Below are 18,789 nucleotides of genomic sequence, written 5' to 3' on the forward strand. Positions count from 1 at the left end.
CGTGGTCGCGACGGCTGCCGCCATCAGTGCTGGTAGGTCCCGTGGATGATCGCCCGGCCGAGGGTCTTGAAGGCCAGGGCGAAGGAGACGGCGGCGGGCGAGGCGTCCGCGTCGACCCCGAGGCTCGGCTCGGAGACCGCGTGGACGACGAGGTAGTAGCGGTGCGGCACGTCGCCCTCGGGCGGGGCGGCGCCGGCGAACCCGCGCTCGCCGCCGTCGTTGCGCACGTGGAAGGCGTTGCCCGGCAGCTCACCCGACGCGGCGCCGGCCGGCAGCGAGGTGACGTCGGCCGGGAGGTCGACGAGCACCCAGTGCCAGAAGCCCGACGGGGTCGGCGCGTCCGGGTCGAACATCGTCACGACGTAGCTCTGCGTGCCCTCGGGGGCGCCGCTCCAGGACAGCTGCGGCGAGGTGTTGCCGCCGTCGGCGACCTGGGCGTCGGCCAGGGGTGCGCCGTCGGTGACGTCCTCGCTCGTCACGGTGAACGAGGGGACCGCCGGCAGCAGGTCGTACGGGTTCGGGGCGGTGGGACGCTCGAGGCTGATGCGGGTGCTCTCCTGACTCGTCGGGGGATCTCCGTCCCTTCGGCCAACCCCGCCGCACCCCGACTTATTGCGAATCACCCACCTTTTCGGCGCCCTGAGGGTGCCTTCCAGGTGGGTGATTCGCAATAAGTGGGCGTCAGCGGGTCTCGCGGAACTCGACGTGCTGGCGGACGGCGCGGTCGTACTTGCGCAGGACGAGGCGGTCCGGGTCGTTGCGGCGGCTCTTCTCGGTGACGTAGCTCGTCCCGGTCCCGGCGCTCGAGCGCAGGGTGATCGTCGGGCGGGCGGTGGCGGAGGTCTTCGCCATGGGTGGCCTCACTCCTTCGAGAGCGGTGCGGTGGTCGCGACCGGTGGGGGTCCGGCCGCACCCCATTCAATGAGAACCGTTCTCAAGATATTCCGCCGGCGCCGCGCGCCCGCAGCCCCCCGGACACGCGCACGGGGCGCCGACCGTGGTGGTCGGCGCCCCGTGGCGCAGTGTGCTGCTGCGTCAGCCGTTGACGGCGCGCTTGAGCTGCGCGGCGGCCTTGAAGCCGACCGACGTCGACGCGGCGATCTGGATCTCCTCGCCGGTCTGCGGGTTGCGGCCGGTGCGCGCGGCGCGCTCGCGGGTCTCGAAGCTGCCGAACCCGGCGAGCTTGACGTCCTCCCCCTTGGCGAGGTGCTCACCGACGACGTCGAGCGCCGCGTTGATGATCTCCTCCGCGGCGGACGCGGAGACGTCCGTGCGCTGGGCGACGGCCTGGGCGATGTCCTTCTTGGTCGACATGGGACCTTTCCTGGTTGTCTAGTGGTGCTGAAATCCCGACGCTACCGCCGGATCCTGTCCAGCGGCGTCAACGGTCAGTCTGCCGGGTCGGTTCCCCCGATCGGCCACCGGTCCCCCCACCCGGCGTGGCGCGCGGCCCGGTACCGCGGGCCTTGACGCTTGCTGACGACCTCGGCGGCGGCGTTCCCGTCGGCCCGGCAGACCTCGAGCCGGACCATCCCCTTGCGGGTCACCGGATGCCGCAGCACGCGCCCCTCGGGCAGCGCGGCGGGCTCCCGCCGGGCGACGACGTACGACACCTTCTCGTCCTCGTGACCGAGGGATGCCCCCTTGAGCCGGCGGTGCAGCGCGGTGCGGTCGAGCCGCACCCCGACGTGGCACCAGTCGCCGGCGGCGGCGAGCGGGCAGGCGTCCTCGTGCGGGCACGGGGCCACGAGGTGCCACCCGGCGGCCAGCAGCTGCTCGCGGGCGGCGTGCACCGCGGCGAAGCCCCGCGGCGTCCCGGGCTCGACCACCACCACGACGCCCGCGGCCGCCATCGCGGCGTCCACCACCCGCCCGCCCAGGTCGTCCGGAAGCTCGCCGAGGACGTAGCTGACGGTCGCCAGGTCAGCCTGCGGCAGAGGCGCATTCGCGGCCAGGTCGCGCCGCGTCCACCGCGCCCCGGCTAGCACGGACGGCCCGTTCCGGGCGATCCGCGCCCCCAGCGCCAGGGCATCCGCCGACCCGTCGAGCACCTCGACGGACCCCAGCCCCGGAAAGGCCTCGGCCACCGCCCACGCCGCCGCACCGGTTCCCCCGCCGACGTCGACGAGCGACCGGGGCGCGAGCCCCGGCACCACCTCGGCCGCGTACCGCAGCACCCGCGACACGGCCGCGTGCGTGGCCGGCATCCGGTAGGCCGCGTAGGCCGCCGCGGAGACCGGGTCGCGCAGCACCTGCGCCGACGGCGGCGCTCCGGACCGGTACACCTCGATGAGCCGCGCGGTGGCCCGCCGCAGCGCCTCGGCGTCCTCGCCGTCGAGCACGGCCTCGAGGGCGCGGGTCAGCGTCAGGGGCATGCCCGCATCCTCCTACGCTGGGGTCAGGCGCCGCGCACTCGCTCCGGGCGCGCGGTCGCTCCAGGAGGTCGGATGGCCGGACGCGTCCTCGTCGTCGACGACGAGCAGGAGATCCGCACGGTGCTGCGCGCCTACCTCGAGGCCGAGGGGCACCTCGTCACCGAGGCCGCGACCGGGGCCGAGGCCCTGCGCCGCGCGCTCGCCACCGACGGCAGCGCCCCCGACCTCGTCCTCCTCGACATCGGCCTGCCCGACCTCGACGGGCTCGACGTGCTGCGCACCCTGCGCCGCGACTCCGACGTCTACGTCATCCTCGTCACCGCGCGGGCCGAGGAGGCCGACACCCTCGTCGGCCTCGCCACCGGCGCCGACGACTACGTCACCAAGCCGTTCAGCCCCCGCGAGGTCGTCGCGCGGGTGCGCACCGTCCTGCGCCGCACCCGCGACGCAGCAGCGCCGGGCGCGGGCCAGCCGGACGACGGGGTGCTGCGCTTCGACGGCCTCGAGATCGACCCGGCACGTCGCGAGCTGCGGGTCGGTGGGCGCGAGGTGCGGCTCTCCGCGCTCGAGTTCGACCTCCTGCACGCGCTCGCCGCCTCTCCCGGACGAGTGTTCAGTCGGGCCCAGCTGCTCGAGGAGGTCTGGGGCTACGACTTCTACGGGGACGCCCGGGTCGTCGACGTCCACGTCCGCAGCATGCGCCGCGCCCTCGGCGACGACGCCACCGACCCGCGGCTCATCGGGACGGTCCGCGGCGTCGGGTACAAGTTCCTGCCACGCCCCCAGGGGGAGCCGTGAACCGCGTCGCCGTCCGCCTCGTCCTCAGCCACCTCGTCGTCGCGCTGCTCGGCGGCCTCGCGACGGTCGTCGTCGTCCGCGCGCTGACGCCGGTCATCTTCGACCGCTCGACCGGGATGGGCCAGATGATGGGCCGCGGTCCGGGCTTCGGCACCAAGCAGGAGGTGGGCACCCAGGTCGTCGCCGGGCGCACCGAGGCGATCGGCATCGGCCTGCGCGTCGGGGTGGTCGCGGCCGCCGGCTTCGGGGTGCTCGCCGCGGCCCGCCTCGTCCGCCCGTTGCAGCGGGTCGGTGAGACGACCCGGCTCATCGCCGCGGGCCGCTACGACGTGCGGGTCGAGCCGCCGCACGAGACCGAGCTCGCCGCGCTCGCCGACGACGTCAACACCCTCGGCCGCGCGCTCGCCGAGACCGAGGCCCGCCGCACCCGGCTGCTCGGCGAGGTCGCGCACGAGATGCGCACGCCGCTCACCGTGGTCGACGGCTACGTCGAGGGGATGATCGACGGCGTCCTGCCGACCGGTCCGGAGGAGCTGGGCAAGGTCTCGGACGAGGTGCGCCGGCTGCGGCGGCTCGCCGACGACCTCTCGGCGCTCTCCCGGGCCGAGGAGGGTCGGCTCGCGCTCCAGCCGCGACGGGCCGACCTCGCGGCCGTCGTGACCGCCGCCGCCGAGCGGCTGCGCCCGCAGGCCGAGGACTCCGGGCTCGAGCTCGTGGTGACCGCCACCGGGCCGGTCGAGGCGGTCGTCGACCCCGACCGCGTCGCCCAGGTCGTCACCAACCTCGTCGGCAACGCGGTGCGGGCCACGCCACCGGGGGGCCGGGTCGAGGTGCGGGTGGCGCCAGAGGCCGGCGCGGCCGTCGTCACGGTGGCCGACACCGGCGAGGGCCTGGCCGCCGACGACCTCGAGCGCGTCTTCGAGCGCTTCTACCGGGTGGCCGGCCGGCGTCGCGAGGGTGCCGACACCGGGTCCGGCATCGGGCTCACCGTCGCGCGGGGCATCGCCCGCGCGCACGGTGGTGAGCTGACCGCCGCCTCGGACGGCCCGGGCCGCGGGGCCCGCTTCGTCCTCCGGCTGCCGACCGACCGGCCCGCCTCCTGACGGATACGCCCATGGGTATCGTGACCACACCGACAGCGAGGAGGATCCCGTGACCGAGCGCCCTGCCGAGCAGCCCACCGACGCCGTGGCCGAGGAGGTCGTCGTCTGCCTCCCCGTCGCGCCCGGCCGCCGGCTCGGTCCCGCCTGGGGGCGGGCGCACACCGTGGCGCTGGCGACCGTCCGGAACGGCGAGGTCACCGGCTGGACCGAGGAGGAGGTCCGCTGGGACGTCGCCCACGACGAGGGCGGGTCGGGGGCCCACCACGCGCGGGTCGTGCGCTACCTGCGCACCCACGGCGTCCGCGCCGTCGCGGCCGGCCACATGGGTGCCGGGATGGAGCACACGCTCGGGAAGCTCGGGGTCGCGGTGCTCCTCGGGGCCCCGGACGACGCGGAGGCGGCTGCCGTGGCAGCCGCCTCGCGCGCCTCCTGACCCGTCAGTCGTCGAGCAGCGGGCAGTCCGCCGGGCCGGGCCCGTTGCCCCAGCGGCCCATCATCCCGCCGCGGCCCTGACCGGGCGTGCCGTCGGTGGACCAGCGGCCGCCCATCATCCCGCCGCCGGTGACGGTCTCGCCGTTCGCCGCGGCCGTGAACGCCCGCAGGTGCATCTGCGACGCGCGCAGCAGGGTGGTCAGGACGGCGTCGACGTCGCTCGGGAGGTCTCCGGCGATGGTCTTCTCGAGGTCGGCGATGTCGCGCTGCTCGAGCGCGACGCCCACGTCGTAGGCGTCGTCGAGCGAGCGCTGCGCCTGGGTCCACCACGCGTCGTGGAGCTTCTGCACCGTCGGGTCCGCGTAGCTGCCGGCGGCCTTGCCGGCGCTCGGGTCGGCGATGCCGTAGCGCGCCAGGAGGGCGGTGACGGCCTCGAGGTGGCGCTGCTCGCTCGTCGTGATCCGGCTGAAGGGGAGGGCCCCGTCGTAGCGGTCGGCGATGGCGGCGTAGAGGTCGCGGGCCATCCGCTCCTCGTCGCTCGCAAAGCGCAGGGCGGCGGTGACGGCGGGCGTCGTGGTGGTGGCCGCGCTCGAGGCAGCGGCGGGAGCGGCTCCGGGCAGCTGGACGCCGAAGGCCTGGCCCGCGGCGAGCCCGCCGGCGAGGAGGGCGCCGGCCCCGAGCGTTGCGGCGGTGGTGCGGATCGTGCGGTTCATCGTGTGCTCCTCGTGTCGTGGTGGATGCCTACGACCAGAGAACGGCACGAGCGTGAAGGGCCCGGTGTGGCGCGTGTGAAGCCTCCGTGAAGGTGGGCTCAGCCCAGGAGGCCGACCTCCCCGGCCCTGTCGAACGAGTCGTCGACGACCACCACCCGGCGGCCCCTGGCGGCGAGGATGCTCCCCGCGACCATGGCCCGGTACCCCCCGGCGCAGTGCACCCACAGCTCGCCCTCGGGCGCCTCGTCGGCGCGGTCGAGGACCTCGTGGACGGGGATGTTCACGGCGTCCGGGATGTGCCCCGCCTCGTACTCGCGGGCCCGGCGGACGTCGACGACGGTGACGGGGCGGTGGTGGCGCACCTGTTCGAGGTCGGCGAAGGTGGCCACCGGGAACGAGCCGAGCTCACCGTCGGTCCAGTCCGCCGGCTGGCCCGTCGCACTGCCGGCGAGCTGGTCGATGCCGATCCGCACCAGCTCGCGCTGGGCCCGGGCCACCTGCTCGGCGGTCTCGCCGAGCAGGGTGAGGTCCGCGCCCCAGGGCTTGAGCCACCCGACATAGGTCGAGAACTGGCCCTCGACGCCGATGTTGAACGTGCCGGGGACGTGGCCGGCGGCGAAGGCCGTCCCCGTCCGCAGGTCGACCACCCACTCTCCGCGCTCGATGCGCGTGCGCAGCGCCCGGGTGTCGACCGGCTCGGGAGCAGCGAGGTCGGGCGCGTCCGGCCCGGCGAGGTTCGCCGGACCCATGTGCGCGTAGTAGGCGGGGTGGACGTCGAGGCCGTCGAGAAGGTCGCGGACCCACTCCTCCTCCCCCTGGGTGAGGACGGGGTTCTCGCGCTTCTCGCGGCCGATCGTCGACGCGGTCGCGTCGGACTGGGTCGCCGAGCAGAAGCTGCCGAAGCCGTGCGTGGGGAAGACCGCTGCGTCGTCGGCCACCGCGCCGGCCACCCGGTGGGCCGAGGCGTACTGCGCGCGAGCCAGCGCATCGGTGTGCTCGGGGCCGAGGAGGTCCGGACGCCCGGTCGAGCCGAAGAGGAGCGAGCCACCGGTGAAGACGCCGAGGTCCTCGCCGTGGGAGGAGAGCGCGTAGGACAGGTGGGTGAAGGTGTGCCCCGGGGTGGCGATGGCGGTGAGGGTCATCGACGGCGACACCTCGATGACGTCGCCGCTGCGGGTCGGGACGCGGTCGTAGGCCACCGGGTCCTCGGCGTTGACGTGGTAGGCGGCGCCCACCTCCTCGGCGAGGGCGAGTCCGCCGGTGACGTAGTCGTTGTGGATGTGCGTCTCGAGGACGTGGGTGATGCGCACGCCGGCGTCCTCGGCCAGCTGCAGGACCCGGTCGTAGTCGCGCTGCGGGTCGACGACGAGGGCGGTCTCCCCGTCGTGCGCGAGATAGCTGCGGTCGCCGAGCGAGGGGGTGTCAAGGGGGATGATCTCGACCATCGTGGGTGTTCTCCTCCTGATCGGGTGGTGTCCGGAATATACCCAGAGGGGTATCCTGTTCCCATCCGTAAGCACAGAGAATCTCCCGAGCATTCCAAGGAGCTGACATGGCCACCGTGGACCTCACGGCCGAGACCTTCGAGAAGACCATCACCGAGAGCGACATCGTCCTCGTCGACTGGTGGGCCTCCTGGTGCGGTCCGTGCCGCCAGTTCGCGCCCACCTACGAGAAGTCGAGCGAGACCCACGCCGACGTCACCTTCGGCAAGGTCGACACCGAGGCCGAGCAGGCGCTCGCCGGCGCCGCGCAGATCACCTCGATCCCGACGCTCATGGGCTTCCGCGACGGCATCCTCGTCTTCCGCCAGGCCGGCGCCCTCCCGCCCGCCGCGCTCGAGCAGGTCGTCGAGGGCATCAAGGGCCTCGACATGGACGAGGTCCGCGCCCAGGTCGCGGCGCAGACCGCGGGCTGAGGCCCGGGCGGTGGTGGTGCGCGATTGACGGAGGGCATACCCCCTGGGGTATAGTTACCGCATGACGCGCACCACCGACATCCGCACCCTCGCCGCCCGCCACCGCGACGGCGCCTTCGTCCTCGACGTCCGGGAGCCCGGCGAGTACGTCCAGGGCCACGTGCCCGGGGCCGTGCTCGCGCCGCTCTCCCGGGTCACCACCGTCCTCGGGTCCATCCCGAAGGACCGTCCCGTCCACGTGATCTGCGCGACCGGCAACCGCAGCCGCGCCGTCACCGACCTCCTGAACGGTCTCGGCTACGACGCCGTGAGCGTCGACGGAGGCACGTCCGCCTGGATCGCCGCCGGCCACCCGGTCGTCACCGGCACCGTCGCAGCCTGACCCGAAGGAGTTCCGATGCCTGCTTCGACCGGCCCCGTGGCGGGTACCGCCCCGGGTACCATCGAGTCCTTGTCCACGATCGCCCGAGGAGCCAGCATGGAGCTCGACCCCACCGAGATGCAGGCCGTCGTCAAGCGGCTCAAGCGCGCCCAGGGCCAGATCGGCGGCATCCTCAAGATGATCGAGGACGGGCGCGACTGCCAGGACATCGTCACGCAGCTCGCGGCCGTCTCCAAGGCCCTCGACCGCGCCGGCTTCGCCGTCATCGCGCTCGGCCTGCGGCAGTGCATCACCGACCCGCAGCAGGGCTCGATGGACGTCGAGTCGATGGAGAAGCTCTTCCTCTCCCTCGCCTGATGGACTCCGCCGCCTGGGACGCCCGGTACGCCGGTGCCGACCTCGTGTGGTCGGTGGGTCCGAACGCGTTCGTCGCCGAGGTGGTCGGGCCGATGACGCCCGGCCGTGCCCTCGACATCGCCGCCGGTGAGGGGCGCAACGCGCTCTGGCTCGCCGAGCAGGGATGGGACGCCACGTCGGCCGACTTCTCGCCGGTCGCCGTCGAGCGCGCGCAGGACATCGCGGCCGAGCGGCTCGATGGGGGTGTCGGCGCCGGACCGTTCCGGGCCGTCGTCGCCGATGCCCTGGCCCCGGCTCCCGCGCCGACCACTGGCGGCGGGTACGACCTCGTCCTCTTCGCCTACCTCCAGCTGCCCGACGCCGACTGGCGGGTCGCGCTGCGCCACGGGGTGGCCGCCGCGCGGCCGGGTGGCTCGGTGCTCGTCGTCTGCCACGCCGAGCGCAACCTCGCCGAGGGCGTCGGCGGGCCGCAGGACGCCGCCGTGCTCCACGATCCCGAGGCCGTCGTCGCGGCGGTCGCCGACCTGCCGGTCGAGGTCGTCTCGGCCGAGCTGCGCGAGCGGCCGGTCGACGGCGCCGACCGCCCGGCCCTCGACTCCGTGGTGCTCTTCCGGCGACTGGAGTCCTAGATACCCCATGGGGTATGCTGGTCGGCGACCCACCACCCCTTCCCCGTAGGAGTAGACACCCATGTGCCGAGCCGTGAGCTGCCGCAAGTGCGGCAAGACGACCTGGGCCGGCTGCGGCCAGCACGTCGACCAGGTGATGCGGGGCGTGCGCTCCGCCGACCGCTGCCAGGGCCACGAGAACGAGCCCAGCACCGGCTTCCTCTCGAAGCTCTTCGGCCGCTGACGTCCCGCTGACCGCCGCGCCACCCCGCCGGGTGGCGCGGCGTCGTCGTGTCCGGGGGTGGGTGATCAGCCGCGGAGCGAGGCGATGCCGTCGAGGAGCAGCTCGAGGCCGACGTCGAACTCCTCGGCGAAGTCGTACCCGGCGTCGACGACCTCGGTGACGACGGCCGCGAGGTGCGGGTAGGGGTTGGTCGATCCCTCGGGCTCGCGCAGGGTGTCGACGACCGGGGTGGGGTCGCTCGGGAAGGCGACCTCCTGGAGGACGAAGCCGTAGACGTAGGCGTCGAGGAAGGCGAGGACCTGGGCCGCCGCGCGGACGCCGAAGCCGCCGGCGCGCAGGTAGCCGATCACGTGGTCCTGGTGGGCGAGCGTCACCGGGCCCGGCGCGGTGCGCGACTCGACGAGCCCGATGGCCCACGGGTGCCGGCGCAGGACGTGGCGCTCCGACACCGAGCGTGTGCGCAGCCCGTCGCGCCAGTCCTCGCCCTCGGGGAGCGCGATCTCGCGGAAGACTTCGTCCACGAGGGCGTCGAGCAGGGCCTCCTTGTTCGCGACGTGGTGGTAAACGGCCATCCCCTCGACGCCGAGCCGCTTGCCGAGGGCCCGCATCGAGAGCCCGGCGAGGCCGTCGGCGTCGGCGAGGGCCATCGCCTCCTCGAGGATGCGCTCGACGGTGAGGGAGCCCCGCCCTGCGGGTTGTCCCTGGTCCATCCCTGACTCCTCGTGCCGACGCGTGCGTTTCTTTACGCCGTAAAGTAGCGTGTCCGACGTCGTCGAACCCGCATCGGAGGACCTCCCGTGACCGCGTCTCTCTCGTCTTCTGCCCCGAGCGCTGCTGCGCCGAGGCGTCGTCGCCTCCTGCCGTCGGCGGTCCTCCTGACCGCGGCGGTCTTCCTCGTCCCGGCTGGCTATGCGGCCCTGCGCGGGTTCCGCGGGGAGGGGTCGCTCGTGGCGGCGACCAAGTCGGCGTTCGTGCGGGCCGACCTGCCCGGCTCGGTCGCCGACTCGGCGGCGCTGGCCGAGCTGACCACGGTGTGGCGGGAGTTCCACGTCGTCAAGGCGGTGCTCGCCGGCCTGCTCGTCGTCGTCCTCGTGGGTCTCGTGGCGTCGGTGCGCCGGCGTGCGGAGGCCTCCGGTCGCGGCGGTCGTCGGTGGCTGCTGCGGTCGGCGTACGCCGGGGCGGTCGTCTGGCTGCTCGCGGCGGTGACGCTGCTGCTCGCCAACCTCCAGGGAGCGGCCGCGCCCTTCGCGTCCGTGGCGTCGTTCCTGCCGGCCGGCGGGTCCGGCGAGGTCGGCGGTGTGCTGGGCGAGCTGCGGGGTGCCGTCGAGGCCGGTTCGCCGGCGTCGGTCGGCGGCGTCGCCGGGGCGCTGCTCGGCGACTTCACCTGGTACCACGCGGTGTTCGCGGTGCTCGCGGCCGTCACCGGGGTGGCGCTCACCGTCCTGGCCCTTGGTGCGGTGTGGCGCCGGTGGCGGGTCCGCGGGTCGGGTCCGTCGCCGCAGCCGACGTGGCTCCTGCGGGCCGGCCTGTTCGGCGCGGCCGGCGCGGCCTTCCTCCTGCTGGCGGCCGCCAACGCCAGCACCTGGCTCCACCCGGTCCCCGCCCTCGTGGCCTCGCTCGGCGGCTGACCCCGCTCGCCCCCTCGTGGCGGTCCTCGGTGACCGGCCGCCATCCGACCCTGCGCTCGTCCGGGCGCTGCCCCCCACCCCTCGAAGGAGCCCGACCATGTCGTCCACCCAGAGCACCCTCCCCGCGGCGGAACCAACCGCCCCCTCCGGCCGGCCCGCCGGGGCCCGTCTCGTCGGCGCCAGCGCGATCGCCGTTGCGGTCGGCGTGGTGGCGGAGAACGTGGTGCTCGCGGCAGCGGGAGCACCGGGCTACGACACCCCGATCGACGAGGTCGCGAGGTACTTCGCGGCCCAGCGTGGCCCGGTCGCCGTCGCGGCCGGGATCGTCGCCGTGTACCTGCCGCTGCTGCTCGTGCTCGTGACCGGCCTGCACGGCATCGTCGAGCGGCGCGGCGGAGCCGGCGCCCTGTGGTCGCGGCTCGCCGTGGCGGCCGGAGCGGCGGCGTCGGCGGTCTTCGTGCTCGTCAACGTCCTGCAGGTCGGGCTCGCGGTCTCTGCCGACGGCCTCACCGAGGCGTCGCGCGCGTTCGAGCTCGTCTGGCACGTCCACGCGGCGGCCTTCGCGTTCGTCCTGCCGATGCTCGGCGTCACCGCGGTCGGCCTGGCTCTCGCGACGCACGCGAGCGGGCTGACCCGACCGTGGCAGCGCGTCCTCGGGCTCACCGGTGGCGGCCTGATGCTCGTCGTGGGCGTCGGCAACCTCGCGGTCGCCGACGGTTCCCCGCTGATCTTCGTCGGCCTCCTCGGCTTGGTCCTTTGGCTCATCTGGCTCATCGCGACCGGCCTCCGCCTCCTTCGGTCAGGACCGAGCTCGATGCGCGTAGCTGCGGCATCCCGCGTCGGCTGAATCTGGACTCCTACTCCTCGGTCTTCTGGCTGTCTCCCAGGATTTCCTGGTCACGAGAGCGTCGCGGTCGCGGCACCGACCGCTGCAGACCCTTGATCGCGGTGATGGCCTGCCGTTCGTCAGCAATCCCGTCGCCGTCGAGATCGACGCTCCGGAAGGGGCGAGTCAGTCGACCGGCGGCGGACGCCGCGTTCTTGAGGCCTGTGACGGCCTGCGGTTCATCGGGAACCCCGTCCCCGTCCCGGTCGACGTGGCGGAACGGCTTCGTGACGGCCCCGGCTGCGCTCGCTGCTCCTGAGCCCACGGCGGCCGCACCCGTCCCGATACGGCTGCCGGCCGACTTCGCCGCTTCTTCCAGAGCGAGAAAGGCGCGGTTACGGTCCTTCTCCTCCGGATCTGTCGCTGCATCGACGTGCAGTGCCCGAGGGAATGTGTCGGGGGGTTCTGAGAAGGCTTCGCGAGCGGACTCCACGACCTGACGACCGAACACGAAGCGAGTCACGCCGCCGACGGCGGCGCCCATCCCGTACTCGACAACGCTGCGTTGACCGTCGTTCATCGAGGTACGGAGGTCGTCCAAGGCGCCCAATTCCATGCCCCGCACGAGCTCCTGTGCTCGTCCGCCGGGAAGAGACCTGGCAAGGGTGTCGGCCCAGTGCCCCCAGTCGTCTCGCCCTTGGGCGATGGCCTGGCCGACGGACCCGAGGGGCCCCTCGTCGGTTCCGGCCACCGTGGCGGCCACCTCGGCAATTCGATCCTGGCTCAGCTGACCGTTCGCGAGGCCGTACACCAAGGCTTGGCTCTGTTGGTCATCGAGCTCCAGACCGTGGACCTCTGCGACGGCGAGACCGAACAGCCCTGTGATCTCGAACTGGATCTTGGCGTCACCAGCGGGAAGGAGGCTGGCGCTCCTCTTCGCGCCCTGCTTTGCCGCGCTCAGCGCAGCCTTCTTGCTCGCGGCCTTGAGCGACTCTTTCATCGCCTTCTTGGCAGCCACCTTCGTTGCGGTCTTCGCGGCTGCCTTGCCACTGGTCTTGACGGCTCCGCCGCCAGGGATCAGGTCGATCCCCACAGTGACAGCGATCGATCCCACGGTCACCGCGGCTCCTGCAGCACTGATCGCAGTCACATAGTGCCGTTCGAGGGTCTCGATCAGCTCACTCGGCGTGGCCTCAGGGTGGCGCCGTCTCAGCCACAGGACGTACCGCCGAGCAACGCCTCGCCGACCATCGACCGCCTCGGCGATCTCCGCCGCAGCTTCGTCGCCGGCGAGATCACTCGCCAGCGTCACGTCGTCCACGTCGTGCTCGGGTACCGCTTCTTTCCCAACCCCGCCGTCAGTCATCCAGTGCTCCCCTTCTGGTCAGCGTCACCCTAGGTGCTCAGCGCGTGCGCCAACGGAGAATGGGCCAGCCAGAGTGCACCGGTCAGCCGACGACGACTTGCACCGCGTCGAATGCCACCTAAAGGAGCAGCACCAACGCCGGATGGTCCTGCCACGCGGTGCCTACGGCATCCCTCTACGGCAAGGTCCGCACGTCGGCAACGTCATGTAGGTACGGTGCAGGACACCACATCCGTCACACCGGGGAGCGACGAAGAATGGTCGAGCAGGCCTGGCACGAAGCACGTCTGATTCCAACGTCCGGCATCAATGGCGCTGAAGAGCAGGAGAGGCGAGCCACGTCAGCTCTGCTGGCGGTGCTCAGCGCGGTCAAGGAGTTCAACCGCGCACTGCTCAAGCCGCTCGGTGCGCCGGCTGGTGCTGTCGAGTGCTACATCGAGGTGCCGTTCATTCTGTGGGACAAGAAGGTCTACCCCGACGGCTTGATCCGCGTCTCTCGAGGCTCCAAGTCGTGGACGGCGCTGGTGGAGGTCAAGACCGGCAGCAACGACCTGGTGGCGGAGCAGCTCGAGAACTACCTCGACGTGGCACGTGACCAAGCCTTCGACGCGCTCCTGACGATCAGCAACGAGATCCCCGCCGTCGCGGGCCAGCACCCCACCAAGGTCGACAAGCGGAAGCTGCGCAAGGTCGAGATGCACCACCTGTCGTGGTCACAGGTCCTGGCCGAGGCGGTCATGCAGAAGGAGTTCCGCGGGGTGGCGGACCCTGATCAGGCGTGGATCCTCGGTGAGCTCATTCGCTACCTCGAGCACACTCGCAGCGGCGCTCTGGAGTTCGACGACATGGGCGAGTCCTGGACCGCCGTGCGGGACGCGGTCGCGGCCGGGACGCTCAGGGCCACGGACAAGGGCATCGCTACGGTCGTCTCCCGGTTTGATGCTCTCCTGCGCTTCGCCAGCCTCAGCCTCGGGCGCCGGCTGGGCACCGAGGTCGTGCCGGTCCTGTCCCGTAAGGAACTGGCCGACCCGACCCTGCGTGCGAGCGCGCTGACGCAGCAGCTCGCTTCCTCGTCCCAGCTCTCCGGCGTGATCCGCATCCCGGACACGGCAGGTCACCTGGTCATCACGGCGGACCTGCGCGCCGGGCAGGTCACCTGCCACGTGGACATCGACGCGCCGAGGGAAGGTCGCCCCACGACTCGGGTCAACTGGCTCACTCGCCAGCTGAAGAACGCGAGCGACTCCACGCGCATCGAGTGCATGACTGCCCACTCCAGGGGGTCATCGAGCGCCGAGCTCCTGAAGGTGGTCCGAGAGAACCCGGCCGTTCTCGTCACCGACCCCGCGCGGGAAATCCGCTCCTTCCGCGTTGCCCTCACCAGCCCCTTGGGAGCGAAGCGTGGACGTGGGCGCGGTGCCTTCATCGACTCCGTCCTCACCGCAGTCGACACGTTCTATGCCAGCGTCCTGGGGGACCTCAAGACGTGGGCTGCCGCGCCGCCCAAGCTGCGTCCCGAGTCTCCGAGCAATACCGAAGAACGAGAGCCCGTCCGTCCTTCCAGCCTCTCGTCGACCGACTACTCGTCACAGGACGGTCCCGCCGAGAATGAGTCGGCGGCCGAGAGCTCCCCCATCACCGATCCGGTATGACGAGCGGAACGCCTCGCATCGCCATCCCGTAACTGCCAGGAATGTCCGGTGTTGCCTCGTTCGCGGCGATAGGGGGCAAGTCGCTGGTCTGTCGGCGGGTGCGTCTCGCGGGCGCTGGCACTCAAGCGGCGTTCCAACTATTGTTGACTCATCCCAAAAATAGTTGGATCATCGTCGCGTGGACCTCTCATTCCCCCTCGCGACCGTCGCACCCACGCTCGATGCCGGGGTGTTGCACGTGTTGGCGGCCACGACCGCTGAGTGCACCGCGGCCGAGATCCACCGTCGGCTCGGCCACGGCAGCGACGAGGGGGTTCGGAAGGTGTTGGCGCGGCTGGTCAGGCAGGGGGTCGTGCTCGTCGCGACCCCCGCCCGCTACCCCCTGTATCGCCTGAACCGGGACCACGTGGCCGTGCCCCACATCGAGGCGCTGACCAGGGTCAGGGACGAGATCGTCGAGAGGATCCGCCAGGAGGTGGCCGGCTGGCGGGTCGAGCCGCTTCACGCCGGCCTGTTCGGGTCCTTCGCTCGGGGCGCCGCCAACGCCGACAGCGACATCGACGTGCTGCTGGTCCGGCCCGAGCCGTCGGCCGAGTTCGACGAGGATGTGTGGTTGAGCCAGCTCGACGGCCTCGACCGGGGCATCCGAGCCTGGACCGGCAACGCCGCCCAGATCGTCGACCTCACCCCCGCCACACTGCGGCAGATGGCCCACGAGGATGACCCTCTGGTCGAGTCATGGCGCGTCGAGGACATCCCCGTCTGCGGCGAACGCCTCGTCCAGCTGCTACGGGAGCTGCGATGACCCCCCGCCGCTCCGGTCGTGTGGTGGCGTGCACGCCGGCCGAGTGCCGCGCCCGCCGCGACCAGGCCCGCGCGTTCCTCGAGGTCGCCGAACTCGTCCTCACCGAAGATCGCCGCGAGGCACACGTCGCGGCCGCCCTGGCCGTGCTGGCCGGCATCGCCGCAGCCGATGCCATCTGCGGGCTCAGCCTCGGCAAGTGGAGCCGGGGCCAGGACCACCATCAGGCGGTTGAGCTCCTCGGCGACGTTGCACTACGGGACCCCACCCTGCCCAGCAAGCTCCGGCGCCTGCTCGCCGACAAGGACGCCGCGCACTACTCACCGGCCCTCATCACGGTCGAGAAGGCCAAGACCATGGTCCGTCAGGCTGCCGCCCTGCTGGCCGAGGCAGACGCGCGCTGAACCCCCTTCCGACCCGAACATCGATCGAGAGGTCGCGAGACCGGTCGACTCGCGGCGGTTAGACGCAGGTCCGGGTGTCCGCCTCGTGCCGAAGATCGGCGGGTGCCTAGTCCGACTTCCGACCCCAAAGGCGGCGCTTTGGACTTGGTGTGCCAGCGTCCGGCCACGGGCTGAGCGCTTCCGCACGTTGGCCCAGCGCGGCATCCGCGTCCTGCGAGCCCTCCAGTTCGTAGAAGCGCTCATCGAGCATCCCCAGCATGTCGTCGGCCTCGGCGGCATCGTCGAGCACCTCCGCCCGTTCATCGGCAGTCGAAGGGTTCGCAGTACCGAAGATGTCCAAGGCCTCAACCAGACCCTGTCGCCAGGGCTCACCCAGAGCGCCCTCGACGATCGCAAGTGCATCGGGCGCCGTGTCTGCGCCCCAGAAGCGCAGGTAAGTGTCGAACCCTCCCGAGTTCACCTCTTGGCGAAGGTCGCACACGGCGAGCAGTTGCCGCTGTTCGTCACTGAGAGGGCGACGACTCTCGGGCGTCGCGTAGGCCCCATAAAGTTGCCAGATATCCACTTACGGAGGCTATCCGTCCCGGATCGCCTCTGCCCGCACATCCGCACGTGCCGCAATCCGGCCGGTCGACAGGCGGTGGAGTGCAGCACATCGACGTTGACGCTATGGGCATTGTGTGACTCCTGAAGATCGTCGGGGTGACGTCCTTGGCTGGCCCCATCTACGGGCCGTGTCCTCAGCTGTCCAACTGTCCACATCTTCGCTCGGCGCCTCCCGCATCCGGCGACGCGGTCGGGCGTAGCGGGCGACAGACAAGCGATCGATCGACGCCACCGCTCTTTTGCACGGCGCCAACTCTCTTGTCTCCACATCGAGTGGTGGAACCTGGCGAAGGAACCCGCACCCCTGCAAAGCTCGTGCGCTGTGAAGGCCAGTCGATGTCGGGCTTGATCGAGCCGTTGCCGACTGAGTTGCACCCCGGTCGATACTGCTGACATGAGCGAGCCCTGCGTCGCGCTCGTCCCGATCTTCCAGCCGCTCACCCGGGAGCAGCAGGAGGAGGTCGCGGCGTACGCGCGCCCCGTGTCGGTGGAGCGGGGTGCCACGCTGGTGCGGGCCGGGGAGCGGCAGGCGCGTCTCTTCGTCGTCCACGAGGGCCGGGTCAAGCTGTCGACGACGACGGCCGAGGGACGGGAGACGATCCTGCAGGTCCTCGGGCCGGGGCAGGTGGCGGGCGAGGTGTGGTTCCTCACCGGCGACCGGCCCGAGCAGGACTGCGTGGCGCTCGAGCCGTCCCGGGTGTGCGTCATCGACCACGACGCCCTGCGCGGGCTGATCAGGAAGTACCCCGACATCGGCGTGGCGATGATGCGCTCGCTGGCCGAGCGGCTGGCCGGCGCCGAGCGGATGCTGGCCGCCCGCACCCTGGCGGACGTGGGGGCGCGGGTGGCCGCGTACCTCCTGGACCTGCCCGCCTCCTGGGGGCCCGACGGGGCGGCGACGGTGACGCTGCCGCTGGCCAAGAAGGACGTCGCGACTTTCCTCGGCAGCTCGCCCGAGACCCTGAGCCGGCGCCTGGCCGCGCTCGAGGCGGACGGCCTCATCCGGGTCCGGGGGTCGCACGTCGACATCCTCGATACCGGCGCACTCGACCTCCGCGCCCGAGGGGCTTGACCGGCGTCAAGGCGCGCCGGTCCGTTCCGCGCGACGGTGGGTCCATCAGGACGAGCACCACCTGACCGCCGAGAGGAACACCGAGATGAACGTCATCCAGACCCTGCGCGACCTGCTGGTCCGCCCCGCCTCCGCGCACTGCGACACCGAGGACGGCCCCGCCGTCGTCGACGGCCGCCGGGCCCTCGAGGAGGGCAACGTCAACATTGCCCTCAAGTGGGTCCACCCCGACGGCGAGGCCGAGGTGCGGGAGGCGTACGACAAGGCCCGCCGCGTCCGGGCTGCCGGCGGTGAGGCAGCCGAGGTGGCCGACCGGTGGTTCCTCGAGACCCTGGTCCGCGTCCACCGGGCCGGCGAGGGGGCAGGGTTCGACGGGATCAAGCCGGCCTGGACGCCCATCCCACCCGAGGTGGCCGCCGCCGACCTGGCCATCGAGCGCCGCAGCATCGACCCGTTGCGTGGGCTGGTCGCCGACGAGCGGTGGGCGGAGCTGGAGCGCCGCTTCGACCGAGCGGTCTCCCTCCGCGACTTCGACCCCGACGACCTCGACGCGGCGCGACGGTACATGCAGGCGTACGTCTCGTTCTTCAAGTACGCCGAGGGCCACGACCACGGCCACGGCCACGACGAGCAGCACGCCCACCACGCCCACGCGCACTGAGACGTTGACGGGGAGCCCACCATGGCCTGGCTGACGCGCATCGACTCGATCTCGATGTCACCCACCCTGCGCGACGGCCGGCTGGTGCCGACCAGGAGGCTCCGGCGGACCACCCCGGTCCGCCGGGGCGACCTGGTCGTCGTCGCGTCCAGCGAGGTCGGGCGCCACGTGGTCAAGCGCGTCATCGGCCTGCCGGGGGAGCACCTCGCCCTGCGGCTGGGCCAGGTCCTCGTCGACGGCCGTCCGCTGGCCGAGCCGTACGCGACGCCCTCGGTGTTCACCGCGGAGTACGACGTGCCGGAAGGCCACTACTTCCTGCTCGGCGACAACCGCGACGCCAGCAGCGACAGCCGGTCCTGGCGGCGTCCGTTCGTGCCGCGACACGAACTCGTCGGTCATGTTGTGCCGGCCTGGGCGTGGGGTCGACGCACTTCCACCGTCCGCACGCCCGCTGCACCGGTGTCCCAGGTGACCTCGATGCCGCCCTCTCTCTTCCCGACGGTCGGCGGCCGAGCCAAGGTCGGTGGGTAGCGAGCCGTGGGGCACGTCGGGGGCCGTGCCCCACAGGGCTTCGCATAGCTCGGCACCCCACCACCGCCAGGACGACGCCGTCACGCGGTCGCGGCTCACGAGGAGCCCAAGCGTCGGGCTGTCGCCGACCGGTACGCCGAGGGCGGCGGGGCCACGCAGCCGGCCACGCGCTGATCTACGACCACGTCGGCGGACGCGTCTGCAGTGGCTCGAAGGAGACCGCCCGGTGCTGCGGCGGGCGAGCACTCGGGTCATCTTGGGCATCGCCACACTCGCCCATGGGACTGGTCCGACATCAGGACATGCGATGG

Annotated in this window: 25 protein-coding genes; 16 read left to right on the forward strand and 9 right to left on the reverse strand. The window is 72.3% G+C overall.

Annotation, left to right across the window (positions count from 1 at the left end; translation table 11 throughout):
- Positions 1-23: 23 nt before the first annotated feature.
- The 4 genes from PKA89_RS12315 to PKA89_RS12330 form a co-directional block, all read right to left on the reverse strand.
- Complete coding sequence (locus PKA89_RS12315; protein WP_324419883.1) at positions 24-545, reverse strand: YbhB/YbcL family Raf kinase inhibitor-like protein; 522 nt, start codon at positions 543-545, stop codon at positions 24-26.
- A gap of 136 nt (positions 546-681) precedes the next feature.
- The gene (rpmG, locus tag PKA89_RS12320; RefSeq protein ID WP_324419837.1) at positions 682-852 is read right to left on the reverse strand and encodes a 50S ribosomal protein L33; all 171 of its coding nucleotides are present in this window, start codon (positions 850-852) and stop codon (positions 682-684) included.
- Positions 853-1,035: 183 nt separating this feature from the next.
- Positions 1,036-1,314, reverse strand: coding sequence for an HU family DNA-binding protein (locus PKA89_RS12325; RefSeq protein WP_204129686.1), 279 nt, complete (start codon positions 1,312-1,314; stop codon positions 1,036-1,038).
- Between the two features lie 74 nt (positions 1,315-1,388).
- A complete protein-coding gene (locus PKA89_RS12330) occupies positions 1,389-2,375 on the reverse strand; it encodes a small ribosomal subunit Rsm22 family protein (protein WP_324419841.1) in 987 nt (328 codons plus the stop codon).
- Between the two features lie 72 nt (positions 2,376-2,447).
- Between PKA89_RS12330 and PKA89_RS12335 the strand changes: the two genes are divergently transcribed.
- The 3 genes from PKA89_RS12335 to PKA89_RS12345 are packed head-to-tail and all read left to right on the forward strand — an operon-like array spanning position 2,448 to position 4,709.
- On the forward strand, positions 2,448-3,173 hold the full coding sequence (locus PKA89_RS12335; protein ID WP_324419843.1) for a response regulator transcription factor: 726 nt from the start codon (positions 2,448-2,450) through the stop codon (positions 3,171-3,173).
- Positions 3,170-4,276 carry a HAMP domain-containing sensor histidine kinase gene (locus tag PKA89_RS12340; protein WP_324419845.1) on the forward strand — a complete coding sequence of 369 codons (1,107 nt, stop codon included), beginning with the start codon at positions 3,170-3,172 and terminating at the stop codon, positions 4,274-4,276. The genes PKA89_RS12335 and PKA89_RS12340 overlap by 4 nt, the downstream gene beginning before the upstream one ends.
- A 49-nt stretch (positions 4,277-4,325) precedes the next feature.
- Positions 4,326-4,709, forward strand: a complete 384-nt coding sequence (locus tag PKA89_RS12345) for a NifB/NifX family molybdenum-iron cluster-binding protein (RefSeq protein WP_324419847.1) — start codon at positions 4,326-4,328, stop codon at positions 4,707-4,709.
- A 4-nt stretch (positions 4,710-4,713) separates the two neighbouring features.
- Here PKA89_RS12345 and PKA89_RS12350 read toward each other — a convergent pair whose 3' ends face one another.
- Positions 4,714-5,421 carry a DUF2202 domain-containing protein gene (locus PKA89_RS12350; protein WP_324419848.1) on the reverse strand — a complete coding sequence of 236 codons (708 nt, stop codon included), beginning with the start codon at positions 5,419-5,421 and terminating at the stop codon, positions 4,714-4,716.
- 98 nt (positions 5,422-5,519) lie between these two features.
- A complete protein-coding gene (locus tag PKA89_RS12355) occupies positions 5,520-6,866 on the reverse strand; it encodes an MBL fold metallo-hydrolase (RefSeq protein ID WP_324419850.1) in 1,347 nt (448 codons plus the stop codon).
- Between the two features lie 107 nt (positions 6,867-6,973).
- Here PKA89_RS12355 and trxA point away from each other — a divergent pair, with 107 nt between their 5' ends.
- The 5 genes from trxA (at position 6,974) to PKA89_RS12380 (ending at position 8,930) form a co-directional block, all read left to right on the forward strand.
- Positions 6,974-7,339 (forward strand): thioredoxin, encoded by a 366-nt coding sequence (gene trxA, locus PKA89_RS12360; RefSeq protein WP_324419852.1) that lies wholly within the window; start codon positions 6,974-6,976, stop codon positions 7,337-7,339.
- A gap of 61 nt (positions 7,340-7,400) precedes the next feature.
- Positions 7,401-7,721: a rhodanese-like domain-containing protein gene (locus PKA89_RS12365; RefSeq protein WP_324419854.1), complete on the forward strand. Its 321-nt coding sequence runs from the start codon at positions 7,401-7,403 to the stop codon at positions 7,719-7,721.
- A 96-nt stretch (positions 7,722-7,817) separates the two neighbouring features.
- Complete coding sequence (locus PKA89_RS12370) at positions 7,818-8,078, forward strand: metal-sensitive transcriptional regulator (protein WP_324419856.1); 261 nt, start codon at positions 7,818-7,820, stop codon at positions 8,076-8,078.
- The gene (locus PKA89_RS12375) at positions 8,078-8,707 is read left to right on the forward strand and encodes a methyltransferase domain-containing protein (RefSeq protein WP_324419858.1); all 630 of its coding nucleotides are present in this window, start codon (positions 8,078-8,080) and stop codon (positions 8,705-8,707) included. The genes PKA89_RS12370 and PKA89_RS12375 overlap by 1 nt, the downstream gene beginning before the upstream one ends.
- Positions 8,708-8,768: 61 nt before the next feature.
- The gene (locus tag PKA89_RS12380) at positions 8,769-8,930 is read left to right on the forward strand and encodes a hypothetical protein (RefSeq protein ID WP_324419860.1); all 162 of its coding nucleotides are present in this window, start codon (positions 8,769-8,771) and stop codon (positions 8,928-8,930) included.
- A 65-nt stretch (positions 8,931-8,995) separates the two neighbouring features.
- Here the strand turns inward: PKA89_RS12380 and PKA89_RS12385 are convergent, their stop codons facing one another.
- Positions 8,996-9,640 (reverse strand): TetR/AcrR family transcriptional regulator, encoded by a 645-nt coding sequence (locus PKA89_RS12385; protein ID WP_324419862.1) that lies wholly within the window; start codon positions 9,638-9,640, stop codon positions 8,996-8,998.
- 87 nt (positions 9,641-9,727) lie between these two features.
- Here PKA89_RS12385 and PKA89_RS12390 point away from each other — a divergent pair, with 87 nt between their 5' ends.
- Both PKA89_RS12390 and PKA89_RS12395 read left to right on the forward strand, forming a co-directional pair.
- The gene (locus PKA89_RS12390; RefSeq protein WP_324419864.1) at positions 9,728-10,558 is read left to right on the forward strand and encodes a hypothetical protein; all 831 of its coding nucleotides are present in this window, start codon (positions 9,728-9,730) and stop codon (positions 10,556-10,558) included.
- 97 nt (positions 10,559-10,655) lie between these two features.
- Positions 10,656-11,405 (forward strand): hypothetical protein, encoded by a 750-nt coding sequence (locus PKA89_RS12395; RefSeq protein WP_324419866.1) that lies wholly within the window; start codon positions 10,656-10,658, stop codon positions 11,403-11,405.
- A 10-nt stretch (positions 11,406-11,415) separates the two neighbouring features.
- Here the strand turns inward: PKA89_RS12395 and PKA89_RS12400 are convergent, their stop codons facing one another.
- Positions 11,416-12,750: a hypothetical protein gene (locus PKA89_RS12400; protein WP_324419868.1), complete on the reverse strand. Its 1,335-nt coding sequence runs from the start codon at positions 12,748-12,750 to the stop codon at positions 11,416-11,418.
- Between the two features lie 257 nt (positions 12,751-13,007).
- On the opposite strand from PKA89_RS12400, the gene PKA89_RS12405 reads away from it, so the two are divergent.
- The 3 genes from PKA89_RS12405 (at position 13,008) to PKA89_RS12415 (ending at position 15,608) form a co-directional block, all read left to right on the forward strand.
- A complete protein-coding gene (locus PKA89_RS12405) occupies positions 13,008-14,402 on the forward strand; it encodes a hypothetical protein (protein ID WP_324419870.1) in 1,395 nt (464 codons plus the stop codon).
- 163 nt (positions 14,403-14,565) lie between these two features.
- Entirely contained in the window at positions 14,566-15,207 is a 642-nt protein-coding gene (locus PKA89_RS12410) for a nucleotidyltransferase domain-containing protein (RefSeq protein WP_324419871.1), read from the forward strand.
- The gene (locus PKA89_RS12415) at positions 15,204-15,608 is read left to right on the forward strand and encodes a hypothetical protein (protein ID WP_324419873.1); all 405 of its coding nucleotides are present in this window, start codon (positions 15,204-15,206) and stop codon (positions 15,606-15,608) included. Before PKA89_RS12410 ends, PKA89_RS12415 begins: the two co-directional genes overlap by 4 nt.
- 106 nt (positions 15,609-15,714) lie before the next feature.
- Here the strand turns inward: PKA89_RS12415 and PKA89_RS12420 are convergent, their stop codons facing one another.
- Positions 15,715-16,173: a DUF4375 domain-containing protein gene (locus PKA89_RS12420; protein ID WP_324419875.1), complete on the reverse strand. Its 459-nt coding sequence runs from the start codon at positions 16,171-16,173 to the stop codon at positions 15,715-15,717.
- Positions 16,174-16,608: 435 nt separating this feature from the next.
- Between PKA89_RS12420 and PKA89_RS12425 the strand changes: the two genes are divergently transcribed.
- From PKA89_RS12425 to lepB, 3 genes are all read left to right on the forward strand, one after another.
- Positions 16,609-17,286, forward strand: coding sequence for a Crp/Fnr family transcriptional regulator (locus PKA89_RS12425; RefSeq protein ID WP_324419877.1), 678 nt, complete (start codon positions 16,609-16,611; stop codon positions 17,284-17,286).
- Positions 17,287-17,371: 85 nt separating this feature from the next.
- Complete coding sequence (locus tag PKA89_RS12430) at positions 17,372-17,947, forward strand: DUF6448 family protein (RefSeq protein WP_324419879.1); 576 nt, start codon at positions 17,372-17,374, stop codon at positions 17,945-17,947.
- Positions 17,948-17,968: 21 nt separating this feature from the next.
- Positions 17,969-18,478 (forward strand): signal peptidase I, encoded by a 510-nt coding sequence (lepB, locus tag PKA89_RS12435; protein WP_324419881.1) that lies wholly within the window; start codon positions 17,969-17,971, stop codon positions 18,476-18,478.
- The last annotated feature ends 311 nt before the right edge of the window (positions 18,479-18,789 follow it).

It is taken from the genome of Phycicoccus sp. (genome assembly GCF_035325325.1).
GTDB lineage: Bacteria > Actinomycetota > Actinomycetes > Actinomycetales > Dermatophilaceae > Phycicoccus.